10 protein-coding genes and 3 pseudogenes are annotated in these 13347 nt (G+C 60.6%); 4 read left to right on the top strand and 9 right to left on the bottom strand.

Going from position 1 to position 13347, the window contains the following annotated elements:
- Window positions 1–16 precede the first annotated feature (16 nt).
- Both INT12_RS13310 and INT12_RS13305 read left to right on the top strand, forming a co-directional pair.
- A complete protein-coding gene (locus INT12_RS13310; protein ID WP_017845696.1) occupies window positions 17–931 on the top strand; it encodes a LysR substrate-binding domain-containing protein in 915 nt (304 codons plus the stop codon).
- 33 nt (window positions 932–964) lie between these two features.
- Window positions 965–1273 carry a hypothetical protein gene (locus INT12_RS13305; protein WP_193040650.1) on the top strand — a complete coding sequence of 103 codons (309 nt, stop codon included), beginning with the start codon at window positions 965–967 and terminating at the stop codon, window positions 1271–1273.
- 15 nt (window positions 1274–1288) lie between these two features.
- On the opposite strand, the gene INT12_RS13300 is transcribed toward INT12_RS13305, so the two are convergent.
- The 6 genes and pseudogenes from INT12_RS13300 to INT12_RS13285 all read right to left on the bottom strand — a co-directional run bounded on the left by INT12_RS13300 (window position 1289) and on the right by INT12_RS13285 (window position 7953).
- Complete coding sequence (locus INT12_RS13300) at window positions 1289–1522, bottom strand: hypothetical protein (protein ID WP_226926183.1); 234 nt, start codon at window positions 1520–1522, stop codon at window positions 1289–1291.
- Window positions 1519–1860 (bottom strand): annotated as a pseudogene (locus INT12_RS31965) (ATP-binding protein); the annotation flags it as partial. The pseudogene INT12_RS31965 and the gene INT12_RS13300, both read right to left, overlap by 4 nt.
- Window positions 1861–2379: 519 nt before the next feature.
- A pseudogene (locus INT12_RS31960) lies at window positions 2380–2715 on the bottom strand (response regulator transcription factor); the annotation flags it as partial.
- 207 nt (window positions 2716–2922) lie between these two features.
- A pseudogene (locus INT12_RS31955) lies at window positions 2923–3966 on the bottom strand (sensor histidine kinase); the annotation flags it as partial.
- 1287 nt (window positions 3967–5253) lie between these two features.
- Window positions 5254–6354, bottom strand: coding sequence for an ABC transporter substrate-binding protein (locus tag INT12_RS13290; RefSeq protein WP_193058869.1), 1101 nt, complete (start codon window positions 6352–6354; stop codon window positions 5254–5256).
- A 705-nt stretch (window positions 6355–7059) separates the two neighbouring features.
- On the bottom strand, window positions 7060–7953 hold the full coding sequence (locus tag INT12_RS13285) for a DMT family transporter (RefSeq protein ID WP_193041128.1): 894 nt from the start codon (window positions 7951–7953) through the stop codon (window positions 7060–7062).
- A 155-nt stretch (window positions 7954–8108) separates the two neighbouring features.
- On the opposite strand from INT12_RS13285, the gene INT12_RS13280 reads away from it, so the two are divergent.
- Entirely contained in the window at window positions 8109–8690 is a 582-nt protein-coding gene (locus INT12_RS13280) for a helix-turn-helix domain-containing protein (RefSeq protein ID WP_102617481.1), read from the top strand.
- 511 nt (window positions 8691–9201) lie between these two features.
- On the top strand, window positions 9202–10122 hold the full coding sequence (locus INT12_RS13275) for a LysR substrate-binding domain-containing protein (protein WP_017845651.1): 921 nt from the start codon (window positions 9202–9204) through the stop codon (window positions 10120–10122).
- A gap of 8 nt (window positions 10123–10130) precedes the next feature.
- Here INT12_RS13275 and cptA read toward each other — a convergent pair whose 3' ends face one another.
- From cptA to INT12_RS31260, 3 genes are read right to left on the bottom strand one after another with little or no spacing between them, the layout of a single operon-like run.
- The gene (gene cptA / locus INT12_RS13270) at window positions 10131–11864 is read right to left on the bottom strand and encodes a phosphoethanolamine transferase CptA (protein ID WP_017845650.1); all 1734 of its coding nucleotides are present in this window, start codon (window positions 11862–11864) and stop codon (window positions 10131–10133) included.
- Between the two features lie 4 nt (window positions 11865–11868).
- Window positions 11869–12612: a hypothetical protein gene (locus INT12_RS13265; protein WP_017845649.1), complete on the bottom strand. Its 744-nt coding sequence runs from the start codon at window positions 12610–12612 to the stop codon at window positions 11869–11871.
- Entirely contained in the window at window positions 12612–13346 is a 735-nt protein-coding gene (locus INT12_RS31260; RefSeq protein WP_026139859.1) for a hypothetical protein, read from the bottom strand. Before INT12_RS31260 ends, INT12_RS13265 begins: the two co-directional genes overlap by 1 nt.
- Window position 13347 lies beyond the last annotated feature (1 nt).

Here is a 13347-nt window from a genome sequence, read left to right as displayed (position 1 = left end):
TCATCCAGGACACAAGATGAACCGTAACGACCTGCGTCGTGTCGACCTTAACCTCTTGATCGTATTCGAAACCTTGATGCATGAGCGCAGTGTGACCCGTGCCGCCGAGAAATTGTTCCTCGGCCAGCCGGCCATCAGCGCGGCGTTGTCGCGCCTGCGCGGTCTTTTCGATGACCCGCTGTTTGTGCGTACCGGGCGCAGCATGGAGCCGTCAGCCCGCGCCGTGGAAATTTTCGCCCTGCTGTCCCCGGCCCTGGACTCGATTTCCACCGCCGTCAGCCGCGCCGCCGAATTCGACCCGGCCACCAGCACTGCCGTGTTCCGCATCGGCCTGTCGGACGACGTCGAGTTCGCCCTGCTCCCCCAACTGCTCAAACGCCTGCGCGCCGAAGCCCCCGGCATCGTGCTCGTCGTGCGCCGTGTCAATTACATCCTGATGCCCGGCCTGCTCGCCTCCGGCGAAATCTCCATCGGCGTCAGCTACACCGCCGAGCTACCGGCCAACGCCAAGCGCAAGGTACTGCGCCGCAGCCTGCCGAAACTGCTACGCGCCGACAGCGTGCCCGGCGCCCTCAGCCTGGACGACTTCTGCGCCCGCCCTCATGCGCTGGTGTCATTTGCCGGGGATTTGAGTGGGTTTATCGACGAAGAACTCGAAAAGCTCGACCGCAAACGCCATGTGGTGTTGGCCGTGCCGCAATTCAACGGCCTGGGCACCCTGCTTGCCGGGACCGACATCGTCGCCATCGTGCCGGACTACGCCGCCGAGGCCCTGACCGCGGCGGGCGGCTTGCGAGCCGAGGATCCGCCACTGCCGGTGCGCTCGTTCGAGTTGCACATGGCATGGCGGGGCTCGCAGGACAATGATCCGGGTGAGCGTTGGTTGCGATCGCGGATTCAGATGTTTTTTGGGGACCCTGAGAGTCTCTAGGCGTCGTCGGGCAGGCTGTTCATCTGATCATTTTTGCCTTTCCACAAACCATGGAACTCCATCCACTTCCAGTGGATTGCTACGCCTCGGCGACCCTGGGCCTCGGACCGACTGATCCCGGCGCTCGCCGCGCATCTCAAGACCTGCCCGGAAGTGGATATCGAATTGCAGGCCAACGACCGTGTGGTGGACTTGGTGGAAGACGGCTTCGATATGGTGTCCGCTACGGCGAACTGCCCAGCAGTGGCTTGGTGGGCTGCCTGCGCCCCACTGCGGCGTACCTGTGAAGCCAACGGCACGCCACGGATTCCAACGGGTCTGCAGTGCAATGCCATCGATTAGATGACATCCATGAAGCTACTCTCTGACCTGGGAGAAAGTAACCACTGGACCATATTCCTGATCAGACACTATCGCTTGCACGCAAAATTTCTTTTCTGGAAATTTACTCAGTAACACCATCCTCCACGACTGAGCAACAATCCTGCAAAGCTGCTCATAAACAGCATCATCCACCCTATCTCTGCAGCCTTCAAAAACATCAAACAGATGCAGATGATTCAAATTAATGGGTTTAGGTTCGGTGCTCATCCCCTGCTCTGCTGAGCATCAAGAGGGATTTCGAGGATGAAGGTTGCGCCCTGTCCCGCTCCGTCGCTGTGCACGGTCAAGCTGCCACCCATTTCCTGCGCGGCGAGCGCGCAGCTGTGCAGGCCGAAACCGTGTCCCTCTTTGCGCGTCGTGAAGCCATGGAAAAAGATACGCGTCAGGTGCTCGGGCGTAATCCCGTTGCCGTTGTCAGTTACCGTGATACGCAGTACTGGCCCGTCCGCGAGGGCGGCGTTGAACGTTATGCACGGGCTGCGATCGACCACGCCGTCCAACGCCTGATTGGCGTTTCTGATCAGGTTCATCAGAATCAGCAGCACTCGGTGACGGTCCAGCGACAGCAGGGGCAAGTCGGCAATGTTCTTGACCACTATCACCTCCTGGCGCACCCGTGCCCCGGCACTCATGCGCAAGGCATCATCAATCAGCTCTGAGACCGGTATTGTCTCGACGACACTGACGGCAACGGCATAGGACTGCTGGGCCGCAACAATGGTTTTGATGTGGTCAATGCCCTTGGTGAGTTGCCCGAGCTCTTCGATGATGCCCTGTTGCTCTGCCGTCACCACCTCCGCCAGCTTGAGCAGGTAGTCGGGCAGCATCTTCCCTTTGTTGTCGCGGGTGAGGAATTCGCTCAGGTCATTGATATGCTCGTTCAGCATCTGAGCCACCTTGCCCAGGCCCTGGGCCTTGGAAGTGCGCACCTGACTGCTGACCAGTTCTGCCGATACATTCACGCTGTTGAGGATATTACCGACGTTGTGCAGCACCGTCGTGGCGATTTCGGCCATGCCCGCCTGACGGGATTTTGCATTCAGTTCGGCTTGCACCTGGCTCATGCGTAGGGCCGCGCGTACGCGAGCCTTGAGCTCCAGCGGCGAGAAGGGTTTGGCAATATAGTCATCGGCGCCACTCTCCAGCCCGGAGACGCAGGCCTCGCTGCCGCCGCGGGCGGTCAACAGGATGACGGGTATATGGGCGAAACCCGCGCTGGCTTTGATTCTGGCGGTCAGGCCAAAGCCGTCGAGCTCCGGCATCATCACATCCGAGAGAACGACATCGATTGCTCGACGCTGCAGTGTTGCCCAGGCCTGTTCTCCGTCAGCGGCGGTGACGACGATGTAGTCGTCGCGCAAAAGCTCGCTGAGGTAGCTAAGCATTTCCGGGCTGTCATCTACCACCAGCACCCTGGACTGCAAGGCGTGCTCCGGGGTGCCCTCTCCAGTCGAGGCTTGGTCGTTGCTACTGCCATGGCGACCGTCGTCGAAAAGCAGGTGGCGCTGCTCGGCTGTGATGATTGTGGTGGGTGACGATTGCTCATGTATATCGCTGACTTCGGTCGGCACTGTGTTTTGCTCAGCCCCCCGCGCAAATCGAACAAAGAAGCACGCCCCCCGTCCAGGCTCACTGTTGACGCCGACTTCGCCCCCCATCAGTTCGACCAGATCCTTGACCAGGGCGAGACCTATGCCTGTACCGCTGTATTGGCGCGTGGCGGAGTTATCGATCTGGGAAAAACGCTGGAACAACAGCGGCAGTTTGTCAGCCGCAATGCCAATGCCCGAGTCTTGCACCGACAGCTCAAATCGCTCGTCATCGAGCGCAGTGACGGCCAGATGCACGGTACCGCCAGCGGGGGTGAACTTGATGGCGTTACTCACCAGGTTGAGCAGAATCTTCTCGAAGTGCCGGGGGTCCAGGAACACCGTGCCAAGGGCGGGATCGATGCTGCAGGTCAAGGTGCAACCTTTGCCCTTGGCCACCATGGCCGCATCCTCGGCCAGCACACCCACCGCCTGGTTCAAGTCAATCGGCGCTGGGCACAACTCAAACTTGCCGGCTTCAGCCTTGGAAAAATCGAGGATGTCGTTCACCCGGTTCATCAAGCGCAGTGCGTTGCGTTGGGCGCGCTCGATCTGCACGCGCCAGTCTGCCGGCGGGGTAGTCGCCGCCGAGAGCTGCTCCAGCGGGGCCAGAATGAGCGTCAGAGGGGTGCGCAATTCGTGGCTGACCGTGGCCACGAAATCGCTCTTGGCCTGGTTAGCCGTATCGGCCTGGTTGCGCGCCTGAATGAGCTCGACGGCCTGCGCCTCCAGCACCTCAGTCTGCCGGTGCAGCGTGTCGGTTCGTTCGGCGACCATTCTCTCCAACGAGGCCTGGACCTGCTGTCGTTCGGCGTCGGCTTCGGCCTCCAGCACCCGGATGCGCAACGCATTTTCTTGGAACACCCGCACGGCCCGCGTCATGATCCCAATCTCATCGCCGCGTCCAACGCTGGCGATCTCGGCGGTCAGGTCACCGGCAGCAAGCCGGCGCATGACCGAGGCCAGGGCGACGATGGGCTGCGCGACAAACCGCGAGGTGCTCCAGGCGATGGCGCCGGCCAGCAGGATGGCGACGGTGCCCGCGATGATTGCCGCAAGCATGCCGCGATCCTTGTGGGCCAAGGCGTCTGAGCGCGCCTCGCCAGCGAAGCGCGCAACCAACAGGCCCGCGCTCCGGGCCTCGTTGCGAACTTGGTCACGCGCGTCGCTCAAGGCGTTGCTCGCCTGATGGAACCTGGCGAATGCGGCCCGGTAGCCAGCAATCTGATCGCTGACCGTCAGGGGTGTAGCGTTGGTCTGCGGCCCCACAGACGAAGGGAGAACGCGAGAGAGACGGGAGAGCTCATCCAGGATGGCGCCGACAGAGTCGGCGACCTCGGCCGACGGTGACAGGCGAAACGACAACGTCTGCGCTTCCAGGGTGGCCACCCGCTCGGCGAAACGCTTGGACAATGCGGCTGCATTTTGCAGTAAACCGGTGGCTGCCTGAATGTCGCTGGCGTCACGGGCAACGTGCTCGTCCACCTCACCCAACATTGCTTCGAGGCGCTCGGCCACATCCCCAACCGCGCCGAGATCACGCAAAGCCTCGCCTCCCAGGAGCCTGGGCGCCTTGCCAAGCTGCTCGACCGCCAGGCTGGCAGCAGTGATCGCCGTCGCCAACTGCCCCAGGGCCTCCACCTCCTGTGGCGCCTCCATCAACTCGCGCAATTGCTCGACCACGGGCGGCAGTGCCGCGCAGGCGTTCCTCGCCGCAGTGGCGGCCGCCCCATCACCGGTCACCAGCACCTTGGCCACATTGGCGGTGATGATCCGCTCTCCGTTGCGCAGGATATCCAGGATGCGATGGGCGCTCTCAATATTGCTCACCTGCGCCTTGTGGTCAGCGGCGCGGGAATCAAGCCCCTTCAGCCCATCGGCGATGCCCTGTTCGACGAGGATCGTCGCCTCTCGCATTCGGCTGTAGTGGGCTGTCATGCTCTCCGTTTCGCCATCCATGGTCAGGGTCGCCGCCCGTAAAGCGGCGATCGCCGCAGAGAGTCTTTCCAGACTGCCCTTGAGCGATTGCGCCTCTACCACCGGAATGTCGTCAAGGCCGGCGATAGCCGTCGCCACCATGCCTTCTGCCTGGGACAAGCTTTCCTGGTCGCGGGTGGCAATGAAGTTTTCCACCCGCCCGGTGGCCCCGTTGACCGAGGCCAGGATCTCTGCGGAATGACTGGCGGAATCCACCGCACGTACCATGCCTCGCAGGCCGTAGAGGTTCACCAGCGATACCGCCAGCATCAAGAACACCAGTGCGGCAACCGCCAGGCCGATCCTGACGGCAATGGGCCTGGCCGTGGCTGATTTGAAGGTCAACAGGGGGCCTCGCCTCCTAGCCCGCCGCTACTGTTTCTTGACCTCCGGCAAAGGCCCCGGCGCCGCCGTATTGTTGATGGCCGCGTCGATCATCGCCGCAACGGAAGCCTGGCTGTAGAAAGGATTGGCGGCGCCGCCCACCGGCATAGTGGCGAGCCAGGTGTCCAGGTCTTTCGCATCGATACGCACCAGCGGCACCTCGACGAACTTCGGCACCGGCTTGCCCGCCAGGATCTGCTGGGCCACCCAGAACCCCACTTGGGAGACACTCGGCGAGGCAGAGACAGAGACGGTCTCGTAGCCATTGGCATCGCGCTCCTGTTTCCACAAGGCGAGTTCGTCCTGGCGGTTCCCCATCACGATGATCGGCAAAGGGCGTCCTGCCGCCTTGAACGCCATGGCCGCCCCGTAACCATCGCCCCCCTGAGTCGCCACGGCATCAATCTTGGGCAACGACAGCAGCGCCAGCGCCACCGCCTTGCGGGCGACGGAAGCCGTCCAGTTCCCGTACACGGTCTTGGCGAATTTCAGTCCCGGGTAGTCGCTGGCGGCCTTGCGAATGCCGTCGCTGATGTTTTTATCGGTGGCATCGCCGGCAATGCCGCGGATCTCTAGCAACGTTCCGTTGCCCTTAAGACGCTCGGCGATGTAATCCATTTCCACACGGCCCATGGCGGACCAGTCGTAATCCACGGTATAGACGCAACGTTCGGTGACCAGGCTGGCCATGACGACCACCACAATGCCGGCGTTGCAGGCGTCGCGGATCACCCCGTTGAGGGCCGTGTCGGAAGCGGCCAGGATGACAATGGCATTGACGCCCTTGACGATCATGTCCTGGATATGGGCCGCCTGTTCCGATGCCGAGTTATTGGCACTGACCACCGGGGCCTCCCGGATCAAGCCATCCTTTTGCGCTTGGAGCGCAATTTCCTGCCAGTTGCGCACCATCACCTTGCGAAAATCGCTGCCCGCGTAGGAATTGCTGAAGGCAATGCTATAGCCTGCGGTCGGGCCGCCAGCGCTGCCATCGTCAGCCGCTTGGGCTGGATTGGCAGCAACTATCGCCAGCCCCGCCACGCAGCCGGCGAAGCGCCACAAGAGTGTGTGGATTGGTTTAGTGTTCATGCTGTTCTCCGACGTGCCTGGGATTGACCAGCAGTAATCCACCCGCACCTGCCGGCAGCCTGGATCGACGGCTCGATCTGGTTGGAGCAGTTGGCCCGCAGATAGGAGATCTTCGACACTGTGAAGTTTGACGCAGGCATTGAACGTTTCCCTGTATGGCGCGTGCGGGGTTGTTCCGTATTGCCTTTTAAAAAAACCTGAAGCCCACCCACCTAGTGTCTTGCCGGCATCGGACTGCTGGCCAACGACACTGGCTTTGATGGGGTTAGTGCCCTTGGCCAGTTGCCCAAGCTCTTCGGTTGTGTCGCCCTACGAAGGGCCGATGGACACGCGTTACCAGGCTACTCATTCGGTCGTTCCAATAGCAGGACCAGGCATGAAGAAGCAGACACATACAGATTCCTCTCCTTGGCGGCCGGCAATTGGACCCCCTGCATTGGCAATGATCATAGTATCAAAGTGCCCGCTTCGCGCGGGGTCTTGGAGGATTTCAGCCAATTGAGCGACTGAATCGCCCCGGATTCTCTAGACACCTTGCAAGCGCGCGCCAGCCTTGATTGCCAGGTCGAGCATGCTCAACCCATCATTGACCATTCGACGCTCACGAATGCCCGTGCGCGATTCTATCCATTCGGGCGTGGTATCCAGGCCGCTGGAAATTTGCTGATTGTCAATTATCTGAGGCGAGTGGTGTCACGCGCGGCCCTAGTTCGCTTCCTGACGCGGGGCACGGCCCAGCGACCAACCAAAATTCATGCCCGCCGCCGCCAGCAGGATCGCGCTCGCGCCAAGCACTTGCAGTGCGCTGAGCGGATGGGCAAAGGCAACCCAGTCGACCAGGATGGCAACGACCGGATAGATGAACGACAGTGCGCCAACCAGCGCCGTGGGGATTTTCTGGATGGCGCTGTACAGCAGGGTCGACATGAGCCCGGTATGGACCACGCCGATAATGATCAGATATGTCCAGGCCCCCTCGACCGTATCGACCCTGCCGAAATCCACGAACGGGGCCAGGACCACCACGCCTACCACCATCTGGATCAGCACGATCAGGTGCGCGGGCAAGTCCTTGAGACGCTTGGTGATCGCCGCCGCCACGGCATAGAAGAAGGCCGAAGCCAGGGCGAGGCAAACGCCGAGCACGTAGTCGGCGCCGGTGGCCTGCCCATTGCCCTTGGCGGACACGATCAGCATCAGCCCGGCGAAGGCCAACAGCAGCCAGCCAACCTTGGCGGCGCTGAGGCGTTCAGCGAAAAACAGCACACCCAAACCGACCAGCATGAACGGCTGAACGTGGTAGACCACCGTGGCAATGGCGATAGAGGAATGTTTGTAGGCACTGAACAGCAGCACCCAGTTCAAAATCAGCGCCACCCCGCCCAGGCATACCAGAATGAACTGCCGGGCGCTGATCAGGGACCGACGCAGCACCCCAAGCACCAGGCACGTGACCAGCATCGCCAGGGCACCGAACAAACAACGCCAGAACACCACGGCCTCCGGGCTCTGCCCCGACATGATGACGAACCAGCCCACCGTGCCGGAGATGACCATGGCCGAAATCATTTCGAGCGTCCCACGGGATTGCGACTTCATCACTCACTGCTTCCTTGCTGTCGACATTGCCGTAACCTAAGCCGCCATTCGCGGACGCTGCCTCGGCAAAATAAACTTTATAATGAACTATTAACCATTATAATGAACAAAGCACCAAAGCGCGTCAACCCAATTAAGGATGATTTATAAAACGAATGACCAATATAACGAACAACCTGTCGAGAAATAACCCGAGCCGAATCGACCTGCTGGCGCTTTCAATCAAACGCGAACGCTTGGCCGCAGGACTTTCCTTGACCGAGCTGGCGAAACGCGCCGGGGTGGCGAAGTCGACCTTGTCTCAATTGGAGTCAGGAATCGGTAACCCCAGCATCGAAACCTTGTGGTCGCTGGCGATGGCAATGGGTTTGCAAGTCACCCGGTTCTTCGAGCAACCCCAACAGCCGTTGCGGGTGATTCGCGCCAACGAGGGCATGACCACCTATGCCGAGACTGCCAATTACGCAGCGACACTGCTTGCCGATTGCCAGGCGGGAGTACAGCGCGACATCTACCGGCTCAAGGTGCAGCCCGGCGAAGTTCGGCTGTCTCAGCCTCACCCACCGGGAACCGTAGAGCACGTAGTGCTGTGCAGCGGCAGCGCCCATATTGGCCCGGCGACTGGGCCTGTATTGCTGAATGCCGGCGACTACATCAGCTACCTGGCGAATGTGCCTCACGTGTTCGAAGCACTTGAGGCGGACACTACTGCAGTGATGGTGATAGAGCATTCCTGAGGTAGGCGCCATGGACACGCCAAAGGATGAATCGCCCTGAATTTTCTGGACGCCCTGACAGCGACTCACGATACCCCTGACTCCAATGGGGAGTTAACAATAACCATTAGAACCCTGATGGAATTCTTCCAGCTCCCGCCATTTTCGTTCGCTCGTGTATCACGAGCGACCTAGGGGCAAGATTGGGGGCATATTTGAAATTTTTCTGCCTGCCCCGCCCATCTCTCGCACGCCGTTGGTACACATCTGCGTTGCCCGCAAAAAGTTGACGTAGTAAGTCTTTTTCAGAGCTTCCGTAACAGCGATCGCTCACCATTGTTGCGAAAACGGTAACTAGGCATTCCAGAAAGCGCGATGGTGCCACTGAAAAGCACATGCTAAGTTTCGCGCCGCGTAACAATTTGAAATATTTTCTATGGCCTGAGTGCGTCTAGCTCGACCATCAGACACTCTTAGCTCAACTTTCCCGGCACTGCCATGCGCCAACTTGCACGGCAGTTGAAAGGCGCCCATGAATCGAAATGAACTGCGAAAATCCGACATCAACCTGATGGTCATTTTCGAAGCGCTCATGCAGGAACAAAACGTCACCCGCGTCGCCGAAAAAATGTATTTAGGCCAGCCAACCGTCAGCACAGCACTGGGACGGCTGCGAACGCTGTTCAATGACCCCCTGTTTGTTCGAGTAGGCCACCGCATGGAGCCCACTCGCCGCGCCGAAGAAATCATCCGGCATCTGTCGCCAGCGCTTGATGCCATGGCCACGGCGCTCAGCCTCGCACACCAGTTCGATCCGCTGGAAAGCTGCCTGACCTTCAAGATCGGCCTTTCCGACGACGTCGAATTCGCCCTGCTGCCGCCCTTTCTGGCGGCGCTGCGCGATGAAGCCCCCAACGTGGTCGTGATCATCCAGCATGCCGACTATTGGCGCATTCCCGACCTATTGGCGTCTGGCGACATCACCGTCGGCATCACCGAGACCCGTGAACTGCCCGCGAATGCCAAGCGCAAACTGCTCAGACGCGTCGAACCACGCATCCTGCGCGCCGATAACGCTGACGCACCTTTGACCCTGGACGAGTTCTGTACCCGCCCCCATGTTCAAGTCTCTTACACGGCCAATATCCACGGTATCGTCGATGAATGCCTGGCTAAAATCGGCCGCGACCGCAAGGTGGTACTGTCGATTCCGCAGTTCAGCTCGCTGCCGGCGGCCCTCAACGCGACCAATCTGCTGGCGAGCTGCCCCGACTACGCGGCGAAGGCGTTGCTGGGGTGGGGCAATTTGCGCGACGAACCCTGCCCGTTCGAGGTGCCGGCACAGGAGTTGTCCATGGTCTGGCTGAGCCTGACTGACAACGACCCGGCCGAGCGCTGGTTGCGCACCCGGCTAGAGCAGCACATGGGCAACCTGGCCGCCACTGCTGCTTAGCCGGCAATTCAAGGTGCGCTGCCCAGCGTGTTGAAGTCACGCAATTTGGCCGGCTGGCGCGGATCACCAATCAGTAGCTGACCTCGCTGATAGGCCGGGTTGACGATGCTTTTCCACGGCTCGAACGTGTCGAAGCGCAGCCCTGCCAGATCCGCCCACGTGTGGATGAAGTGCGACGTGGTCCACTCGCGATGTAATGCATCGCGCAGATCGAGTGGGTTGTCCTCTTTCCAGCTCGGCGAGCGCCATACCAGGAAAGGCACGGTGTACATTGGCCGTGTCGGCGCCTCTTCATTGCGCCCCAGCATGTGCGGGGCCACCGGGTCGTACACCGACTCACCATGATCTGACAGATACACCAGGAAGCCATGCGGGTTGGAGCGCTTGAAGCGATCAATCAACGAGCTGACCACGTAATCGTTGTAGAACACGGCATTGTCATAGTCGTTGTATTTGCGCAGCGTCTTGTCCGTGATATAGCGCGGTACCTCGGCGCTGTCCTGGAACCGCGCGTAGCCGCTGGGAAACCGGTAGCGGTAGTTCATGTGGGTGCCCAGCAGATGCACGACAATCAGCTTTCGCGGCGCCTTGTCCTTGAGAACCTGGCTAAACGGCTCCAGCACGTCTTCGTCGTATTGGCTGGTGGAATTCTGATTCCGGTTGTTGTTCAGGTAGACCTGCTCGTCCGCCTGCTTGGAAAAGGTGGTGAGCATGGTATTGCGCTGGGTCATGGTCTGCTGATTGGTGATCCAGAACGTTTTGTAACCAACCTGCTTCATCATGCTGATCAACGAAGGTGTCGTCAGGTACAGGTCCGGGTGCTCCTGGTCGGCAAAAGTCAACACCTGCTGCAGCACTTCGATGGTATACGGCCGCGGCGCCACTACCTGATCAAACACGTCGAGTTCGGGCCGCAAGGCATCCAGCTGTGGTGTGGTCTGGCGAGTGTAGCCGTACAGACTCATGCGCTGGCGATCAGTCGACTCGCCGATAACCAACACCATTGTCGCTGGCTGCCCGGCATGGGCATCCACTTGATGCTGCAAGGGCGCAATGGCTTTCCAGCCCTCGAACATATTCGCCATATCGGCCAATTGCTGACGGTACTGCGTGTAGCCAATGACCATCTGCCAAGGCGATGCCGACTGTAGATTCTGCTGAAACTTACCGATGCGCATGTCCAGGTCGCCACGCTTGCGGTACTCATGGAGGGCTGAGTAGCCCACCGATGCAAAGGCAATCAGCAGGCACAACACCACCTTGGCACGCCCCGAGAACGCAACGGGGCGAACCCTGAACCATAACCCCAGCGCGATGACGGTATAGGCCACCAGCACGGCCAATTTAGACCAGGAGAAATACTGGGAAATATACTCACTGGACTCACTCATGTTGGACTCGAACATGATAAAGATCGCGCTTTGCGAAAACTCCTGGCCATAGATCAGGAAGTAAGCCAGCGCAGTCAGCGAGCACATCCACAACACCAGCCCTATCAACCCGACGATGGGCCGCGTCCAGCGCGGAAACAGCAATGGCGGGATCAGCCACAGCAGGCTTGCCGCGCTGGCTTGCCAGAAGCCGTCAAGGCCGGCGACATCGGCATGGTAGATCAACCATTGCAGGGGGCCGGAAAAATACCAGAAAAACAGGTACATGACGGCCAGCGAGCGGGCACTGGAACGGCGCAGGAGCGGCGTGCCAGAGGCATTCGCAAAGGGCTGGGCGCCGAGATGGGGCATAGATTTATTCAACGCGTGTAACCTGCGGTTCAAGAGATGAGGAAAAGCCCGGGGTCTCACTGACCAGTGTTTCGATGAGCTGACGGCAAATGGCATGCACCTGGGCCTGCGGCAAGCCCGCATCGACCTCGACCACCCGCGCCCCGGGGAACGTCAAGGCCGCGGTGGCGGCCACCTTGCGCTCGATCAGGGCTAGGTCATGGTCGGGCTTGCGCGCCCAGGCCGTGTGGGCGTCCACATTGAGCCGGATGACCAGCGTGGGCGGTATCTGGGCCATCTCGATGTAGAGGTCGCGCTCACGCCGGGCCAGCAACGCGGTTAACCAACCAGTGGCATGGGCGGCCGACAAGCCAGGGCCATCGTTGAGCCCGGCGATCTGCGCCTGCGGGTAGCGGTCACAGATCACCAGCCGCCCGCTCTCGCGCACGTGCAGCATGTGCAGGAAACGACGCCAGCGCAGCCTGCCGAACAGGTAGATGACCGCAGCCGTGACAGGCCCGGGAATACGCTCGCCGGGCGTTCGAGCCCGACTGGCCTTGGCGGACAGATGCCGCTCCAGCATCGCGCCTATCCACGGCAACTGCCGAATCTTCAGCCCCAGCGCCCCGGAGCCCAGCCCCAGGTAGGCATATTGGCTATTGGCAATGACTGAGCATAGGTAGTGCGCCGTGGTGGTCTTCCCGGCACCGTCCGGGCCGATGATGGCGACCAACGGCGCCAGGCGCCGGAAGGCGCTACGGCTGGCCATTACACGGCGCGCTGGCGGGCCAGGCATGCGTTGATGGCATGCTTGGCCTGGTCGATGACGGTATCCAGGGGCTGGGTACTGTCCAGATCAATGATCGGACTGCCCTGGTATTCCAGCTGCGGCACCAACGCGATTTTGGTGGCCAACGACGCGTAGCGGTGGTCCGGTTTGCGCTTGTAGGCCGTTTCCAGATCGACATTGAGCCGAATCACCACGTCAGGGCGATAGCTCACCATGTAGCAGTACAGCAAGCGCTCGCAACGTGCCAGGCAGCGCACCAGCGCATTGCGATGCGGTACGCCACTGAGGCCCGGGCCATCGATCTTCATTTTGGCCACGGCAATTTGCGGAAAGCGATCAGCGATCACCGCAACACCCTGGCGTCGCAGCGACATCATCTTCTGATAGCGCCGCCAACGCCGTACAGACAGCAGAAAAATCGCGGCCGCCGCCAGGGTACTCGGCGCCTCGATGGAGGTTCGCGACGCTTCGCCTGGCGACACTGTTTTCGGCGAGTTTTTGGCAATCAGACGCTTGAGTACGCCCCCCACCATCGGCAAGCCCACCAGTTTCTCGCCCAAGGCCTTGGATTGGATGCCCAGATGGCAGCTTTCAACCTGTCCGGACTCACGCATCCACGCCAGGATAGCGTCGGAAACAGTGGTCTTGCCCGCACCATCGCAGCCTACAAAGGCGATCACCGGTGCTAGTTCGTTCTCATGGTTCATCGACATC

The sequence above is a fragment of the Pseudomonas sp. K8 genome, assembly GCF_014889455.1.
In the GTDB taxonomy this organism is placed as follows: Bacteria; Pseudomonadota; Gammaproteobacteria; order Pseudomonadales; family Pseudomonadaceae; genus Aquipseudomonas; species Aquipseudomonas veronii.
Note: the sequence above shows the minus strand (reverse complement) of the source record. Positions and strands in the feature narration are given on the sequence as shown.